The organism is Pseudoduganella sp. RAF53_2, assembly GCF_052113985.1.
Lineage (GTDB): Bacteria > Pseudomonadota > Gammaproteobacteria > Burkholderiales > Burkholderiaceae_D > Rugamonas.
Map to the genome: position 1 here is coordinate 1 of NZ_JBFRDW010000044.1, position 16,592 is coordinate 16,592.

The 16,592-nt window shown below is 62.6% G+C and carries 15 protein-coding genes and 1 pseudogene; 5 read left to right on the forward strand and 11 right to left on the reverse strand.

All coding sequences use genetic code 11. The annotated features are described in order from the left end of the window. Together AB4Z11_RS04625 and AB4Z11_RS04630 are read left to right on the forward strand one after the other, a co-directional pair. A pseudogene (locus AB4Z11_RS04625) lies at positions 1-288 on the forward strand (hypothetical protein); the annotation flags it as partial. Beyond that, positions 285-1,355, forward strand: a complete 1,071-nt coding sequence (locus AB4Z11_RS04630) for a hypothetical protein (protein WP_442023035.1) — start codon at positions 285-287, stop codon at positions 1,353-1,355. The pseudogene AB4Z11_RS04625 and the gene AB4Z11_RS04630, both read left to right, overlap by 4 nt. Positions 1,356-1,382: 27 nt before the next feature. Here AB4Z11_RS04630 and dxs read toward each other — a convergent pair whose 3' ends face one another. Genes dxs through AB4Z11_RS04645 form a run of 3 tightly spaced genes read right to left on the reverse strand, consistent with a single transcriptional unit; the run spans position 1,383 to position 4,378 of the window. After that, positions 1,383-3,251 carry a 1-deoxy-D-xylulose-5-phosphate synthase gene (dxs, locus tag AB4Z11_RS04635; protein WP_442023036.1) on the reverse strand — a complete coding sequence of 623 codons (1,869 nt, stop codon included), beginning with the start codon at positions 3,249-3,251 and terminating at the stop codon, positions 1,383-1,385. Next, on the reverse strand, positions 3,252-4,142 hold the full coding sequence (locus AB4Z11_RS04640; protein ID WP_442023037.1) for a polyprenyl synthetase family protein: 891 nt from the start codon (positions 4,140-4,142) through the stop codon (positions 3,252-3,254). It abuts the gene before it with no gap. After that, complete coding sequence (locus AB4Z11_RS04645; RefSeq protein WP_442023038.1) at positions 4,139-4,378, reverse strand: exodeoxyribonuclease VII small subunit; 240 nt, start codon at positions 4,376-4,378, stop codon at positions 4,139-4,141. The genes AB4Z11_RS04640 and AB4Z11_RS04645 overlap by 4 nt, the downstream gene beginning before the upstream one ends. Before the next feature lie 260 nt (positions 4,379-4,638). On the opposite strand from AB4Z11_RS04645, the gene AB4Z11_RS04650 reads away from it, so the two are divergent. From AB4Z11_RS04650 to AB4Z11_RS04660, 3 genes are read left to right on the forward strand one after another with little or no spacing between them, the layout of a single operon-like run. Next, positions 4,639-5,739: an aromatic ring-hydroxylating oxygenase subunit alpha gene (locus tag AB4Z11_RS04650; RefSeq protein ID WP_442023039.1), complete on the forward strand. Its 1,101-nt coding sequence runs from the start codon at positions 4,639-4,641 to the stop codon at positions 5,737-5,739. Next, positions 5,739-6,650 carry a DMT family transporter gene (locus AB4Z11_RS04655; protein ID WP_442023040.1) on the forward strand — a complete coding sequence of 304 codons (912 nt, stop codon included), beginning with the start codon at positions 5,739-5,741 and terminating at the stop codon, positions 6,648-6,650. Before AB4Z11_RS04650 ends, AB4Z11_RS04655 begins: the two co-directional genes overlap by 1 nt. A gap of 8 nt (positions 6,651-6,658) precedes the next feature. After that, the gene (locus tag AB4Z11_RS04660; protein WP_442023041.1) at positions 6,659-7,516 is read left to right on the forward strand and encodes a sulfurtransferase; all 858 of its coding nucleotides are present in this window, start codon (positions 6,659-6,661) and stop codon (positions 7,514-7,516) included. 189 nt (positions 7,517-7,705) lie between these two features. Here the strand turns inward: AB4Z11_RS04660 and AB4Z11_RS04665 are convergent, their stop codons facing one another. The 8 genes from AB4Z11_RS04665 to polA form a co-directional block, all read right to left on the reverse strand. After that, complete coding sequence (locus AB4Z11_RS04665) at positions 7,706-8,425, reverse strand: hypothetical protein (protein ID WP_442023042.1); 720 nt, start codon at positions 8,423-8,425, stop codon at positions 7,706-7,708. Positions 8,426-8,572: 147 nt separating this feature from the next. Continuing rightward, positions 8,573-9,046, reverse strand: a complete 474-nt coding sequence (locus tag AB4Z11_RS04670; RefSeq protein ID WP_442023043.1) for a TssQ family T6SS-associated lipoprotein — start codon at positions 9,044-9,046, stop codon at positions 8,573-8,575. A 2-nt stretch (positions 9,047-9,048) separates the two neighbouring features. Further along, positions 9,049-11,151, reverse strand: a complete 2,103-nt coding sequence (locus AB4Z11_RS04675) for a protein kinase domain-containing protein (RefSeq protein ID WP_442023044.1) — start codon at positions 11,149-11,151, stop codon at positions 9,049-9,051. Next, positions 11,148-11,924, reverse strand: coding sequence for a PP2C family protein-serine/threonine phosphatase (locus AB4Z11_RS04680; protein WP_442023045.1), 777 nt, complete (start codon positions 11,922-11,924; stop codon positions 11,148-11,150). The genes AB4Z11_RS04675 and AB4Z11_RS04680 overlap by 4 nt, the downstream gene beginning before the upstream one ends. Next, positions 11,917-12,531 (reverse strand): type VI secretion system-associated FHA domain protein TagH, encoded by a 615-nt coding sequence (gene tagH, locus AB4Z11_RS04685; protein ID WP_442023046.1) that lies wholly within the window; start codon positions 12,529-12,531, stop codon positions 11,917-11,919. The genes AB4Z11_RS04680 and tagH overlap by 8 nt, the downstream gene beginning before the upstream one ends. 82 nt (positions 12,532-12,613) lie before the next feature. Beyond that, positions 12,614-13,363: a ZIP family metal transporter gene (locus AB4Z11_RS04690; protein ID WP_442023049.1), complete on the reverse strand. Its 750-nt coding sequence runs from the start codon at positions 13,361-13,363 to the stop codon at positions 12,614-12,616. Positions 13,364-13,468: 105 nt separating this feature from the next. Then, the gene (locus AB4Z11_RS04695; protein WP_442023047.1) at positions 13,469-14,350 is read right to left on the reverse strand and encodes a dienelactone hydrolase family protein; all 882 of its coding nucleotides are present in this window, start codon (positions 14,348-14,350) and stop codon (positions 13,469-13,471) included. 142 nt (positions 14,351-14,492) lie between these two features. Then, positions 14,493-16,592, reverse strand: a 2,100-nt coding sequence (gene polA / locus AB4Z11_RS04700) for a DNA polymerase I (protein WP_442023048.1), incomplete at its 5' end; no start/stop codon positions are given.

Here is a 16,592-nt window from a genome sequence, read left to right on the forward strand (position 1 = left end):
GTGCTGATCGCCATCGGCAAGAAGGAGATGGGCTTCCTGATGCGCGCTGCGCTGACCACCGTTATGCTCAGCGGGAATTGGTGCGAGAAGAAAAATGCCGAGTTCTGGTTCAGCGGCGGCCATCCACTGGAATCGGCAGTGCTGCGCGAGGGCGAGCGTACCGCCGAAGTCAAGGTGAAAGAATGGTCGTACCTGGCGCCGCTGGGCGACGAAACCTGGTCCAACGACGCGCTGATCGAGTTCAAATATGGACCTGAACCGGCAGCCACCGCAGGAGCCGCACCGTGAAGAAGCTTCTCCTTGCATTGCTGATTGCAGGCGCCGCGCAGGCCGAAGAGYCGCAACAGGTTGAGGTTCCCGGCGTGAAGAATCCGGACATGCGCTCCTACCGCAACGTCGTCGCGGGCCTGGACGCCTTCCAGGAATATCACGCGCTGGCGCCCGCCGTGCCTGAACTGCGCTTCCGTCTCTCGGCCGGCCGCATGAGTGACCAGCTGACGGCCGGCGAGCCGCTATCGCTGCGCATCGCCGGTGAAGGCGATCCGATTCCCGTACCAGTTACGGCAGATGGCACCTTCACCCTGCCGCGCGTGCAATCCGCCATCGACGATGACGCGGACCTGATCCTCAACCGCAAGAAAGGCGCGCTGCGTGGACGCCCCGATATCCACACGCCCGGCTTGCCGGACAATGTGCGCCGGCTCGGCGATCTGCGGCTGGAATGCCAGGTGGCGGTGGCCATCGGCAAGAAGGAAATCGGTCTGCTGAAAACGCTGGCCGTCAACACGCTGGTGCTGACCACCGACTGGTGCGGTATGAGCACCGTGATGAAGGAGAAGGTCAAATTCTGGTGGCCAAGCCGGAGGATCGTCGAAGCCGCGGAAATCGTGGACGGTGAACGCCGCGAAACCATCGAAGCCAAAGACTTCAGCTACCTCACGCCGCTTGCCGACAAGGCCTGGTCGAACGATGCCCGCATCGAATTGCGTTACGCGCCCGAGCCAACAGCCGAAGAAAAAACCAACCCGTGGTTGCAGCCTTTGTTCGTACTTGGCTCCATGAACGACTGGACTTCGCGCACGCCCATGCGCAAGCTGGAGGACGGCATTTATACCGCCGAGCTGGACCTGGAAAAAGGCAAGCAGCAGCTCAAGATCGGCACACGCGGCCTTGTGGATCTGGAGCTTGGCGCGGCAGAAAAGGATGCGCAACTGACCGAAGGCGTAGCCACGCCGCTCGCGTTGAAGGGCAAGCGCCTGACCTTGAAGCTGGACCAGCCAGGACACTATACGCTGACGCTGGATGCCCGGAACACGGATGCGCCGACCTTGCGCGCAAGCCATATCCAGCAATAAAAAACGGCGCCGAGGCGCCGTTTTTATTTAGCCGTTGTTGACGACTAATCGCGGTTCGTCACCGAAGCGCGCCTTGATCGAGGCCGCGATGCCGACAGCATCCAGGCCAACGCTGGCCAGCAGCTTGGCCGGATCGCCGTGGTCGATGAACTTGTCCGGCAGGCCGAGGATCAGCAGCGGTTTGGTGATACCTTCCGCTGCCATGGCTTCTGCCACCGCCGAACCGGCGCCACCCATCACGCAGCCCTCTTCCACCGTCACCAGGTAATCGTGATCGGCAGCCAGCTGCTTGACCAGTTCCACATCCAGCGGCTTCACGAAGCGCATATTGGCCACGGTGGCCTTCAGCGATTCGGCCGCGCCTATTGCCGGAGCAACCATGGAGCCGAAAGCCAGGATCGCGATCTTGTTGCCCTTGCGGCGGATTTCGCCCTTACCGATCGGCAGCGTGGTCAGTTCCTGCTTGATCGTCGCACCAGTGCCGGCACCGCGTGGATAGCGCACGGCAGCCGGACCTGGATAACGGAAGGCAGTCGTCAGCATCTGGCGCGATTCGTTTTCATCGGACGGCGCCATCACCACCATATTCGGGATGCAGCGCAGGTAAGCCAGGTCGTAGTTACCGGCGTGGGTCGCACCGTCGGCACCGACGATACCGGCGCGGTCCAGCGCAAAGGTCACGTCCAGATTCTGCAGAGCCACGTCGTGGATCAGCTGATCGTAGCCGCGCTGCAGGAAGGTCGAATAGATTGCCACTACCGGCTTCATACCTTCGCAAGCCAGGCCGGCGCCGAAGGTCACCGAGTGCTGCTCGGCGATGCCGACGTCGAAGTAGCGGTCAGGATGCTCCTGTTCGAAGCGCACCATGCCCGAGCCTTCGCGCATGGCTGGCGTGATGCCGACCAGCTTCTTGTCCGCCTTGGCCATATCGCACAGCCAGTCGCCGAACACTTCGGTGTACGTCTTCTTGGACGGCGCCAGCGCAGGCTTGATGCCCTCAGCCGGATTGAACTTGCCGGTGCCGTGATAGAGGATAGGTTCGGCTTCGGCCAGCTTGTAGCCTTGGCCCTTCTTGGTCACCACGTGCAGGAATTGCGGACCTTTCAGCTCGCGAATGTTCTGCAGGGTTGGAATCAGCGAATCAAGGTCGTGGCCATCGATTGGGCCGATGTAATTGAAGCCCAGTTCTTCGAACATGGTGGCCGGAACTACCATGCCTTTCGCGTGGCCTTCCAGTTTCTTGGCCAGCTCCAGCACAGGACCTGGCAGCACGGACTTGCCGACATTCTTCGCCGCAGCGTAGAACTGGCCGGACATCAGGCGCGCCAGATAGCGGTTCAGTGCACCGACCGGCGGCGAGATCGACATATCGTTGTCGTTCAGGATCACCAGCAGATTGCAGTCTTTCTCCACGCCCGCGTTGTTCAGCGCTTCAAACGCCATACCCGCCGTCATGGAGCCGTCGCCGATCACGGCGATGGAGTGGCGCTGCTCGCCCTTGATCTTGGCGGCTGCGGCCATGCCCAGCGCTGCCGAGATCGAGGTGGACGAGTGGGCAGTGCCGAAGGTGTCGTATTCCGATTCCACGCGGCGCGGGAAGCCGGAGATGCCATCCAGCTGGCGCAGCGTGTGGAACTGCTCGCGGCGGCCGGTCAGGATCTTGTGCGAGTAGGTCTGGTGGCCCACATCCCACACGATGCGATCTGCCGGGGTGTTGTACACATAATGCAGCGCAATCGTCAGTTCGACGGTGCCGAGGTTGGACGACAGGTGGCCGCCAGTCTTGGACACGGAGTCCAGCAGGAAGCCGCGCAGTTCATCGGCTAGCGGAATCAGCTGGCTGCGCGACAGCTTGCGCAGGTCGGCCGGGTTATTGATGGTTTCGAGCAGTGTCATTTATGCCTTCCTCCGCACGATCAGGTCTGCAATTTCGCGCAGGCGCTGTGCTTGTTCTCCGAACGGCGCCAGCGCGTTATGTGCATCCTGACGCAGTTTTTCCGCCAGCGCAATCGAAGGCTCCAGGCCCAGGATCGACACATAGGTCGGTTTGTTGTCCGCCGCGTCCTTGCCAGCGGTCTTGCCCAGCGTGGCCGAATCGGCCGTCGCATCCAGCACGTCATCGACCACCTGGAAGGCCAGGCCGATGGCACGCGAGTAATCGTCCAGCGCTTTCAGTTCCGTATCGCTCAGCTCTTTGCCGGCCAGCGCGCCCAGCACCACGGAAGCACGCAGCAGTGCGCCCGTCTTCAGGCGGTGCATCTGCTCCAGCTGCTCCAGGGTCAGGCTGATGCCCACGCTATCCAGGTCGATGGCCTGGCCGCCGCACATGCCCAGCGAACCGGAAGCGAAAGCCAGCAGTTTCAGCATCGCTACCTGGCGCTGCGCCGGTACGGTGTCGCATTCGGACAGTACCAGGAAGGCCTGCGACTGCAGGGCATCGCCCACCAGCAGCGCGGTCGCCTCATCATACGCTTTGTGCACGGTCGGCTTGCCGCGGCGCAGTTCATCGTCGTCCATGCATGGCATGTCGTCGTGCACCAGCGAGTAAGCATGGATCATTTCCACTGCCGCTGCCGCCCGGCTCAGGGCCTTGGCGTCGGCATCAAACAGCGCACCGGCGGCGAACACCAGCAGCGGGCGCACCCGCTTGCCGCCGTCCAGCACCGCATAGCGCATCGCCTCGTGCAGCTTGGCCGGCACCGCATCGGCGGCCGGCAGGTAGGCCGACAAATCGTCTTCGACTGCAGCCTGTATGGATTTCATCCAGTCCTGGAATGTCACCGTCATTGGTCCGCCTCGCCGTTCTCGGCGAAGGGCTTCAGCATTTCCCCTTCCAGCACTTTCACTTGCGCCTCCACTTTTTCCAGTTGGCTTGCGCAGAACTTCACCAGTTCAGAGCCGCGCGCGTAGGCGGCTACGGATGCTTCGAGCGGCAATTGCCCGGCCTCCATCTGGGTGACGAGCTGCGCCAGCTCGGCCATCGCTTCCTCGAATGTCGCGGGAGCAGTCATATTTTTTGGCATAAAGCTATTTATATACTATGTAGGGCGCTATTTTAGAACAAATGCCATGCCGGGGGGCGGGCATTGCCTCTGCGAGCGGTTCAATGTTGCCAATATTACCAGACGCGCACCGGACTTTCCTCCCGCAGATAATTAAGCGAAGATGGTCCATTTCGCGGTATAATCTCCGGTTCTGTCCGAAATACCGTTTTTATTCTCTGAATTCAGGTCTTTGCGGATCTTTCTCTTCTTGGTTTGATATTTAATTAAGGGGGGTTTGGATGTCCGATCTGGGTAGCCACGCCAAGCTGGCGCGTTCGAACGCGCAACTTCCGGTAAGCGTCTATTTTGACGAAACGCTGCTGCAGCGTGAAATGCAGGAACTATTCAAAAAAGGCCCGCGCTATGTCGGCCATGAGCTGATGGTGCCGAACGTCGGCGACTTCGCCACCCTGGCCGCCGAAAATGAAGGCCGCATGCTGGTGCGTAATGCCGGCGGCGTCGAATTGCTGTCCAATGTGTGCCGTCACCGGCAGGCGCTGATGTTCAATGGCCGCGGCAACGCCGATACCATCGTCTGCCCGCTGCACCGCTGGACTTACGACCTCAAAGGCGAACTGCTGGGCGCTCCGCATTTCCCGGAGACGCCTTGCCTCAACCTGCCCAAGTCCCAGCTGCAAAGCTGGAACGGCCTGCTGTTCGAACAGAATGGCTACAGCGTGATGGACAAGCTGAAGAACATGTCCGTCACCAGGGACCTGGACTTCAGCGGCTATATGCTGGACCACGTGGAAGTGCACGAGTGCGATTACAACTGGAAGACTTTCATCGAAGTCTACCTGGAGGATTACCACGTCGAGCCTTTCCATCCGGGCCTGGGCAGCTTTGTCAGCTGCGACGATCTGCGCTGGGAATTCGGCGCCGATTACAGCGTGCAGACCGTGGGCGTGAACCGCGGCCTGAAGAAGTCCGGTTCCGATATCTATCAGAAGTGGCATGAGCAGGTGCTCAAATTCCGCAACGGCGAGCCGCCGAAATATGGCGCGATCTGGCTGACGCTCTACCCGAACATCATGGTGGAGTGGTATCCGCACGTGCTGGTGGTGTCTACCTTGTGGCCGATGGGTCCACAGAAAACCCGCAACGTCGTCGAATTCTACTATCCGGAAGAAATCGTGCTGTTCGAGCGCGAATTCATCGAAGCTGAACGCGCGGCCTATATGGAAACCTGCGTGGAGGACGACGAAATCGCCCTGCGCATGGATGCCGGCCGCAAGATCCTGCTGGACCGCGGCGAAACCGACGCCGGTCCTTATCAGTCGCCAATGGAAGACGGCATGCAGCACTTCCATGAGTGGTACCGGAGTAAGGTCACCGTCTGATGCAATCGCTCTGGATGCTCGTTGCCAGCTTCATGTTCGCCGCCATGGGCGTGTGCGTGAAGCTGGCGTCCGACGACTTCAGCACCTCTGAAATCGTGATGTACCGCGGGATTGTCGGAACTGTTGTCCTGTTCTGCACCATCCGCATCCGGGGCCTCTCCCTCAAGACCACCATGCCGTGGGACCACCTGTGGCGTGGCTTTATCGGCGTGATCTCGCTGTGGCTGTGGTTTTACGCCATCGGCAAACTCCCTCTCGCCACGGCAATTACGCTGAACTACATGGCGCCGATCTGGATCGCGGTGTGGCTGTTCGGCCATGGCTGGTGGCATCGCAAGAATCACGTCGAGTGGCCGCTGATCGCGGCGGTGCTCATGAGCTTTGTCGGCGTGGCCCTGCTGCTGCGGCCTGCCTTTGCTTCAAACCAGATGGGGCCAGCGATGGTGGYGCTGATTTCGTCCGTGCTGTCGGCCATGGCTTATCTGCAGGTGCGCAAACTGGGCCTGGCGGGCGAACCCGAATACCGCGTGGTGTTTTATTTCTCGGTGATGAACCTGCTGGCCGGTGCCGGCGGCCATATTGTCGAATCCGGCCTGCACTTCACACGCCCGAACAGCTACACGATCTGGCTGCTGCTGGGACTTGGCCTGCTGGGCATGGGCGCGCAGATCGCCATGACGCGCGCGTACCGCCTCGGCAAGACGCTGGTGGTAGCCAATCTGCAGTACACCGGCATCGTGTTTTCCAGTATCTGGGGCGTGATCGTTTTCAACGATACCTTCGATTGGCATAGCTGGGCGGGCATCGCCATCATCCTCGCTTCCGGAATCGCCGCAACGTTTTACAATACGCGCAGTACGGAACGCGGCAAGGCCATTGCCGAAACCGATCCGATTGCCAGTGAAGCGTGAGGAAACCTATGTACACCACTCTGATTGATGTCGAGACTTTGGCGCAGCATTTGACGGACCCGAGCTGGGTCATCCTCGACTGCCGCCACGACCTGCTGAATCCTGACTTCGGCCGCAACGCCTTCGCCGAAGGCCATATCCAGAACGCGCAGTTTGCCAGCATCGACAATGATTTGTCGGGTCCCAAGACCGGCAGCGGCGCCACTTTCCGCGGCCGCCATCCCCTGCCCGATCGCGCCGCGCTGATCGAAACGCTGCGCCGCTTCGGCATCAACGACAACACGCAAGTCATCGCCTACGACGGCGCCGGCCAGGGTGGCATGTACGCCTCGCGCGCCTGGTGGCTGCTGCGCTGGATCGGCCATCAAGCCGTGGCCGTGCTGGACGGCGGCCTTGCCGCATGGACCGCAGCCGGCCATGCTGTCGTGACGCCGGTTGCGCCGCGCGCACGCGGCAACATCACTGAACGCGCAACGCTGACGCGCACTGTATCCGCTTCCGATCTGGTCGAGAATCTGACCACCGCGCGCTACCAGGTCGTCGACGCACGCGCCAACGACCGCTTCCGCGGCGAGAATGAATCCATCGACCCGGTCGGCGGTCACATCCCCGGCGCCAAAAACCGCTTCTTCAAAGACAACCTCGCCGCCGACGGCCGCTTCAAGGACGCCGCTTCCTTGAAAGCCGCCTTCACGCCACTGTTCGCATCGCCATCGGTCGCCGTCATGCAGTGCGGCTCCGGCGTCACCGCCTGCCACAATCTGCTCGCCCTGGAAATCGCCGGGCTCTCCGGCGCCGCGCTCTATCCCGGCTCCTGGTCCGAATGGTGCGCCGACCCAGCCCGCCCAGTTGCCACCGGCGCCTGATATAGCCCGATTGGCGTCCGCCGGCGCCTGATTTAGCCTGATCGGCGTCCGCTGGCGCCTGATTTAGCCCCAACGGCGTCCGCTGGCGCCTGATTTAGCCCCATCGGCGTCCGCTGGCGCCTGATAAAACCAATGGCGTGAACCTGGTGCCTGCCACGTCGTGGCAGGCACCGGCTTTAGGCCGTGGGTTTAATCGCCACCACCTCCACATCCGCCGCCACAACTGCTGCCGCAGCTGCTGCCTCCGCCATCACAGCCGCAGGAGCTGCCGCCGTCGCTGCTGTYGCAGCTGATCGAGCTGCCGCAGCCGGAACCGCAGGCGCTGCCGTCGGTGCGGCGGCGGGCGCGTTCGAGTTCCATGTACTCGGCGTAGGCGAGTGGTGCGATCAGGCCTGCGCTGGCGAGACCTGCCGCTTGCAGCGATGGCGGGCAGGCCACCAGCGGGTCGAAGCGGCCGCGGTCATCCATCTGAGAGTAGCCAGCGTACCCGCGCTGCACCGTGTAGCCAAAGCCGTTCGGCATTTTCAGTTTGCGATCCAGCAGGAACAGGCCAGGCAAGCGTGGACCGGCGGGCCGGATGCCTTCGCGCTCGCGCGCCCGCACCAGGCAGACGGCCAGGGCATCGTCCATATTGCCCGGCATATTGGCACGCTCGACGTGCGGGATGTTGCGGCCGAAGTTCCGGCGGCAGAAGGCTTCCAGTTTCAGTGGTGAGAGCCGCTGCCAGGCATGCCACACCGAGTCGGCCGCCAGCGACGGCAAGGCGCAGGGCTTGCTGTCGTGGGACGCGCAGTCGAAGAAGGCGATCAGGCCCTCCGCCGCGCGGGCAAAAAAAACGGCATCTCCTGGGATGCCGTTGAATTCATTTTTAGCGCTACTCTTCCAGTAATCAAAAAGATTAGCGGGCATTTCCGCCAATTGCTTGCTGTAGCGTGAACGCCGCATGATTCGCTGCGCCCGCCATTGCTGCCATGTGCTCAACATCTCCTTCTCTCCCTTTCTTGTTGTTGTTCTTGGTATTCAGGATAGACAGGCTTTATGACGAATCAATGACAATTATTTGACTGTCTCTTTTCGCGCACGCTCATAGGAGGGAGTCCACAGCGGATGGCCTTTTTCACCGGGCGCCAGCGCGAAGGTTTTATCGAGCTTGAATGCTTTGGCGAATTGCTGGCGGMACAAGGTGGTGCGGTTGGTCAGACAGTAGTTGAAGGCGGTGTATTTGAACGCATCCAGTTGCGTGGCCTTGTCGCCGTTCTTCCAGATTTCTTTCGAGTTGTTCAGTACCTTGAGCGAGCCGTTGTAGTCGCCGGCCTGGTACAAGGTGATCGCTGCGTTCAGGTCCTTGCGCGCGGGGTTGATTTCAGGCGGCGCTTCCGGTGCGGGGGCCGCCGGTTCCTTCACGTGTGCAGTGGGCGCGCTTGCCGCAGCGGCGGGAGCGTGTGCTTCGTCGGCGTCTTTCGACACCGGCGTAGTGGCGTTGCAGGCGGCGAGCAGTGCCAGGCATAGCAGGCTGACGTAGGTCTTCATGTTCAGTGCGAGTTGGCGAAGTCGTGACGCAAGGTTGCGGTCTTGTTGGCCGCGACCGTGATCGTCACCACGCGCTCAGGGAAATTCGGGTTCTCAATTTTAATCTGATGTTGGCCTTCAGGCAGGGACAATTTCTTCAACGGTGGCGTGGGGCCTTTTTCGACACCGTCCACGGTGACGTTTGCCCATGGCATCACGTTCAGCGTGACCGTGCCGTTGGTCGATGCGGCCGGCTTTGCAGGTTCCTCTTTCGCTGGCGCGGCTGCCTCGGGCGCTGATGCTACAACGGGTGCCGCCGCTTGCGTGGCTTCAGCTGGCGCCGGCGCTGAGGCCGGGATTTCTACGCTGGCTGTCTCGTGCACTTCAACCGGCGCCTCACCGCTGGCCGCGTAGAGGCCTGCGGCGGTAAGCAGCGCCAGGCCGGCGATGACAGCGCCAACCAGCGCGGGGCGGCGATTGCGCGGGGCAGACGCGGACGCTTTTGTTTCGCCGGGCTTTGCGCTGCGTTTGGATTTATCGGGCACGGCGGCGCCACGGCTCGCACCTGGTTTCGACGCCCTCCCAGCACGCTCCTTTTCCGCCGCGGTGGCGGCAGCAGCATCAGCGCGGCCTTTGCCTGACGCGACGCCAGCCGCGTCACCGTGTGCATCGCCCAGCGCGGTGGCAGCAGCATCAGCGTGGCCTTTGCTCGGCGCAGCGGCCGATGCGGCGACAGCGTGGTCCTTGCGAGATGCGGTGTGCGAAGCAGCTGCGGAGGACTCTGCTGCGTGGTTCTTGCGGGATGCTGTGTGCGAAGCGGCTGCGGAGGACTCTGCTGCGCGGTCCTTGCTGGGTGCAGCGCGCGATGCGGCGGCGGCCTCCGCGGCTTGGTCCTTGCTCCGCGTAGCGGCCGGTGCGGCAACAGGCGCCGCGGCGCTGGAGGCTTTGGATGCGCTGTCGGCTTCAGGCGCGCGTGGAGCAGCGTCGGCGTCATTGGCGGCGGCGACCGAAGCAGGCGACGCGGCTGCGGGCGCGGACGAGGCGGGCGCTGGCTCGGTCGACGCAGGCGCAGGCGCGGACGCAGGCGCTGGTGCGGGCGACGCAGGGTTCGGCGCTGTCCCTGGCACGGGCGACGCAGCGGATGGCGCAGGCGATGCGGGCGGAGTCGTGCCTGCAACCGGCGTCGCCGGCAGGGCTGGCCGCGTATCGACGCGCGCCGGTCCCGGCTGCGTGTGAGGATTATCGGTCAGTTCAATGCCCAGCATCAGCGCGAACTCGCCAATCGTCTGTGGACGCTCATCGGGCCGTACCAGCATACCGCGGTCGATCGCCGCGCGGAATGGCGCGCTGAATTCGGGGTGGTCGGCGCCGGCCAGCGGCACTAAAGGATCATTGAGCATGCGCGCCACGGCTGCAGGAGGCGCCTTGTGCGTAATCGCCGAATACACGACCGCGGACAGCGAATAGATATCCGTCCACGGTCCCTGCCGCATGCTCTCATCATCCGCATACTGTTCGACCGGCGCGAAACCCGGCTTCAGAATCACGGTCAGCGACTGCGACATCCCAGTCACGATCTGGCGCGCTGCGCCGAAATCCAGCAGCACGGCATCGCCGTTCGGCTGGATCATGATGTTTTCCGGCGAGATGTCGCGATGCAGGATATTCGATTTGTACAGCGCGTCCAGTGCGCCCAACAGCGAGCGCAAAATGCGGCGCAGCCAATCCTCAGTCACCACATTCGGATCGTTGCGCACCAGCGTCTTGAACGTCTGGCCTTCGTAATAGCGCATGGCCATATAGGCCGTCGAATTCTGTTCCCAGAAGCGGTACACCTTCACCAGCGCCGGATGATCGAACTGCGCCAGCAAGCGCGCCTCGTTGATGAAGCTGCGCAGGCCCGCTTCGAAAGCCTCGCCATGGCGCTTGGAACGCACCGACACGCTATGGTCGTCGCCGCGCGATGCCAGCGACGCCGGCATGTATTCCTTCACCGCCACGGTGCGCTGCAGCGAATGGTCGAAGGCGAGGTAGACGATACCGAAACCACCCTCGCCGATCACGCTCTGGATTTCAAACTCGCCAAGCTTGGTGCCGATGGCGAGACAATTCAGCGATCCGCTCATGGCGCCCCCACAACCACGGCCTGCGCCGTATAGTTATCGCGCGTCTCTTCGCTGCCCGTGCTGGCGGCATCGGCCGCCGCACACAGCGCGTTCAGCCACTCCTGCGCGCTGCCCGCGCGCGCGAGGCAAGCTTCCATGACGTCTTCCGTCACCCATTCCCACAAGCCGTCGGTGCAAATGAGGATGGCATCGCCCTCCTCCAGCGCCAGCGGCCCCATGACGTCCGGCAGCACATCGCTTTCCGCGCCAATCGCGGCATACAGCACATTGCGGCGCTTGTGCGTGCGCGGATCGGCGCCGATGGCCAGGCCGCCATCGATCAGCTGCTGTACCAGGCTGTGATCGCGCGTGACGTGCAGTTCGCGTCCACCGCGGAACAGGTAAATGCGGGTATCGCCCAGGTGTGCCCAGCAAGCCTCGCCATGCGCGCGGTCCAGCAGCACCGTGGCCACGGTCGCGCTCATCGACGCCAGCTGCGGACGGCCGATCTTCTCGCGCTGCACATCATTGGTCGCCTTCGAAATCAGTGCGCGCAGCAAGGCCTGCGTGCCGCCCGGCGAGCGCTCGAAGGCGCCAACCACGGCCTGCACCACCAGTGCCGACGCGATCTCGCCGCCCTCATGTCCGCYCGCGCCGTCAGCGACGACCAGGCACACCAGGGCGCCATTGTCGGTGGATGCGCAGGCATCCTGATTGGAAGAGCGCCCGCCAATGCAGGACACTTCCGCGATATCGAGGGCGACGTTGCGCCCGGCCAGTGCTGGATCAGCCATCGTATGCCTCGTCCTGGATGCGCTCCATGCGGCGCTCATATGCTTCGAGGAAGGCCGTGCCCAGCACGRCGTGGAAATCGTCGGTCACGGCTTGTGACAGCTTCGCGTGAGCCGCGCTGTAATGTTCGAACTGCTGCGCCTTGCCGTTCCATGGCAAGGCCGCGCCAAGGCCGCGCGGAGCCGGCATCACATCCGGATCGAGACGGCGCAGCGTTTCGCCGACGGCGCCCTGCATGCCGGCCAGCACGCAATCCTGATGCGCCTGCAGATCGGCGTAGGCGTCTTCCAGCGCTTCGATCGGCCCCATGAAGCCAGGCATCTTCTTACGCAGCATCTGCGTCAGCGCGATCTGGCTCTCCGGCAGGAATTTGAGCGGATTGTTATTGCGCACCACAACCTGGGTGGCGTCGGCGTGGATATCGCGCTTGAGATGAGCACGCGCACCAAGCAACTGGAAAGTGCCGCCAATGGACTTGGAGAGCAGCTTGCCGAGCAGTTCCATGAATTCAGGTGTCAGTGGCTGATTCATGGCCGTGGCGGGCAAACCAGCTCCCTTGAGGAAGGCTGCCATCAGTACGTCGGTGTTGTCAGTATGCTCAGTCATCATGCGTCCGCGAAAAGGATGCATGGAGCGTAGCAGGAATCGTGCCTAAAGTCATTGCTTGGCAGCAATGAAACTTGCAGTTATTTCAGTGCCCGGCCGTGAGGAATAAAACAATGACAACGCCGAGCCCAATCAGCAGCACTTGCGGCACGGTTTCGCGCAGGGTGGCACGGCGCTGCATCTGCGGCATCAGGTCGCTGACGGCGATGTAAATGAAGCCGGAGGAAGCGAATACCAGCACGTAGGGAATCAGGCTGCTGGCATGGTCCAGCGTGAAATAGCCCAGCAAGCCGCCGGCTACGGCCAGCAGGCTGCACAGCAGGTTGTAGACGTAGGCGCGGGTGCGCGAGAAGCCGGCGTTCAGCAGCACGATGAAGTCGCCGATCTCCTGCGGGATTTCGTGAGCAATGATGGCCACGCCCGTCACGATGCCCAGCTGCGGATTGGCCAGGAAGGCGGCAGCAATCAGAATGCCGTCCGTGAAATTGTGCATGCCGTCGCCGACCAGGATCATCCAGCCCGCCTTGCCCGCCTCGCGCTTGTCGTGGCCGTGGGCGTGGTGGTGGCCGTCGTGCTCGTGGTGATGGGAGTGGCGCAGGATGGCCAGCTTTTCCAGCATGAAGAAGGCCAGCAGGCCCGCCAGCAGCGCGCCAAACAGGGAACGGGGATCGGCGCCCGATTCGAAGGCCTCCGGCAGCGCGTGCAGCAGCGAGGTCGACAGCATGATGCCCACCGACAGGCTGACCATGCGCTCGACCACCTTGGACAGGAGGGCGAACGAAAACACCGCCGCTGCCGAAATACTGGCAACGCCGGCGATGGTGGTAGCCAGCAGGATGGAAATCAGGACGGGATCGATTTTACGTACCTCGGGCGCGGAAAAATGCGCAAACCGGGCATTTTACAGCCCGGAGCGCATTCTTGCCGAGTCCTGCTTCAGTCAGGCGACGCCGTGGGCCTTGAACCAGGCCAGCGCACGCGACCAGCCGTCCCTGGCGTCGGCCTCCACGTAGCTGGGGCGGTAGTCGGCGTTGAAGGCGTGGCCGGAATTTGGATAGACCACGAAGGTCGACTGGCTGCTGCCTTTGGCCAGTTCGGCTTTCATCTTTTCGATGGAATCCTGCGGGATGCCCTGGTCTTTGCCGCCGTACAGGCCCAGGACCGGCGTTTTCAGCGTCGCGGCATACTCGATCGGCTGATGCGGGTTGATGCTGTTGGTTTCGCCCACCAGACGGCCGTACCAGGCCACGCCAGCCTTCACGTTCGGATTGTGCGCGGCGTACAGCCAGGTGATGCGGCCGCCCCAGCAGAAGCCGGTAATGCCCAGTTTATCGGTGTTGCCGCCATTGGCTTTGGCCCAGGCGACGGTGACGTCCAGGTCCGCCAGCACTTCGCTGTCCGGCGTTTTGGAGATGATGTTTTTAATAAGATCGGCAATCGCCGGTTCTTTTTGCGGATCGCCGTGGCGCACGAACAGGTCCGGCGCCAGCGCCAGATAGCCTTGCTTGGCGAAGCGGCGCGCGATGTCGGCAATGTGTTCATGCACACCGAAGATTTCGGACACCACCAGGATCACCGGCAGGCCGGTCTTGCCTTCAGGCTGGGCGCGGTACACGGGCACTTTCTGGCCGTTGACTTCGATGGTCACGGTGCCGGCGGTGAGGCCTGCGGTGTCGGTGTGGATGGTTTCAGCGCTGACCGGCAGCACGGCGGCGGCAAAGCCGGTGCCCAGCGCGGCCTTCAGAAAATCGCGGCGATCCAGGCCGTCCGCAGCGTTCGGTGGTGCAACCAGACTTTTTGCATCGGACAGCAGGTCTTTCATGCGCCACCTCCCAAGGTTATCAGATTGGCCATTCTGACAGAATTTGTCGGCAGGTTGCCAAAATTTGTCAGGTGGCCGTGACAAAAATCGGCGAACCCTAAAATCGGGGTCAGACCCTAGGGTCTGACCCTGGGGTTAGGGTTCAGTGCGCCTCTTCCCAGTTTTTGCCGACGCCGACTTCGGCGACCAGCGGCACGTTCAGCTTGGCGACGCCCGCCATCAGCTGGGGCAGCTTTTCGCGTACCAGCGCCAGCTCGTCGTCCGGCACTTCCAGCACCAGTTCGTCGTGCACCTGCATGATCATCTTGCTGCGCAGGTTGGACGACTCCAGCCAGTCCTGCACCGCGATCATGGCCAGCTTGATCAGGTCGGCGGCCGTGCCCTGCATCGGCGCGTTGATGGCCGCGCGTTCGGCGGCCTGGCGGCGCGGGCCGTTGGGCGAATTGATCTCCGGTAGCCACAGGCGGCGGCCGAACACGGTCTGCACATAACCCTGCGCCTTTGCTTCGGCGCGCGTTTCGTCCATATAGCGCTTCACGCCGGCGAAGCGGGCGAAGTAGCGGTCGATATAGCTTTGCGCGGCAGCGCGGTCGACACCCAGGTTGGCAGCCAGGCCGAAGGCGCTCATGCCGTAGATCAGGCCAAAGTTAATCACCTTGGCGTAGCGGCGCTGTTCGGATTGCACCTCGGCCGGCGCCACGCCGAAGATTTCGGCGGCGGTGGCGCGGTGAATGTCCTCGCCTTCCGCGAAAGCGCGCAGCATGTTTTCGTCGCCCGAGATGTGGGCCATGATGCGCAGCTCGATCTGCGAGTAGTCGGCTGACACGATATGCGAACCGGCCGGCGCCACAAAGGCTTCGCGGATGCGGCGCCCCTCGGCGGTACGCACCGGGATGTTTTGCAGGTTCGGATCGTTCGACGCCAGACGGCCGGTGATCGCCACGGCTTGTGCGTAATTGGTGTGCACGCGGCCGGTGGACACATTGATCATCTTCGGCAGCTTGTCCGTGTAAGTGGACTTCAGCTTGGACATCGAGCGGTATTCCAGCAGCACTTTCGGCAGCGGGTAATCCTCGGCCAGTTTCTGCAGCACTTCCTCGTCGGTGGATGGCGCGCCGCTTGGCGTCTTCTTGATGACAGGCAGCTGCAGCTTGGTGAAGAAGATTTCGCCGATCTGCTTGGGCGAGCCCAGATTGAAAGGCTGCTCGGCCAGTTCGTAAGCCTTCTGCTCCAGCTCCACGATGCGCGCGGCAAGCTCGCTGGACTGCGTATTCAACAGGCCGGCGTCAATCAGCACGCCATTGCGTTCAATCTTTTGCAGCACGACAGCGGTCGGCAGTTCGATGGTGTTGTAGACCGTGGTCAGGCCTTCGTGCGCGGCGACGTGGCCGTGCATCGCCAGGTGCAGACGCAGGGTGATGTCGGCATCTTCCGCCGCGTATTCGGTGGCGCGCTGGATCTCCACCTGATCGAAGCCGATCTGGCTGGCGCCCTTGCCGCACACCTCTTCATAAGCGATGGTCTTGTGGTTCAGGTGGCGCATGGCCAGGCTGTCCATATCGTGGGTGCGATGCGATTCGAACACATACGATTGCAGCAGCGTGTCGTGCACGATGCCGCGCAGGGCCACGCCGTGGTTGGCGAAGATATGCGCGTCGTACTTCAGGTTCTGGCCGAGTTTAGGCTTGGATGCGTCTTCCAGCCACGGCTTCATTTTCTCCAGCACCAAGTCGCGCTGCAACTGCACCGGCGCACCGGCATAGCGGTGGGCCAGCGGGATGTAGCAGGCGATGCCCGGCTCGATGGCCAGCGAGATGCCGACCATTTGCGCCAGCATCGGTTCCAGCGAGGTGGTTTCGGTATCGATGGCGGTCAGCCCGGCCTTGTCGATGCGCGCCAGCCAGTCGTCCAGCTGGGCCTCGGTCAGCACGGTTTCATAGCTGACGGTGGCCGGTGGCGCGGCGAACAGGTCTTGCGTGGCGCCCGGCGCGGACGGCGCAGGCGCGGCGGCCGCTGCGCCGGTTGGCGCAGCAGGCGTCATGCCGCCCAGTTCGCGCAGCAGGGTTTTGAAGCCGTACTTGCTGAAGAAGGCCAGCAGCAGTTCACGGTCTTCGCTTTTTGCGACCAGCGATTCGGAAATCGACATCATGTGCTCTTTGAGGTCGCAATCCGTCTTTACCGTAATCAACTGGCGGCCCTTCGGCAGCCATTCCAGCGCGGCGCGCAGATTGCCGCCCACGAC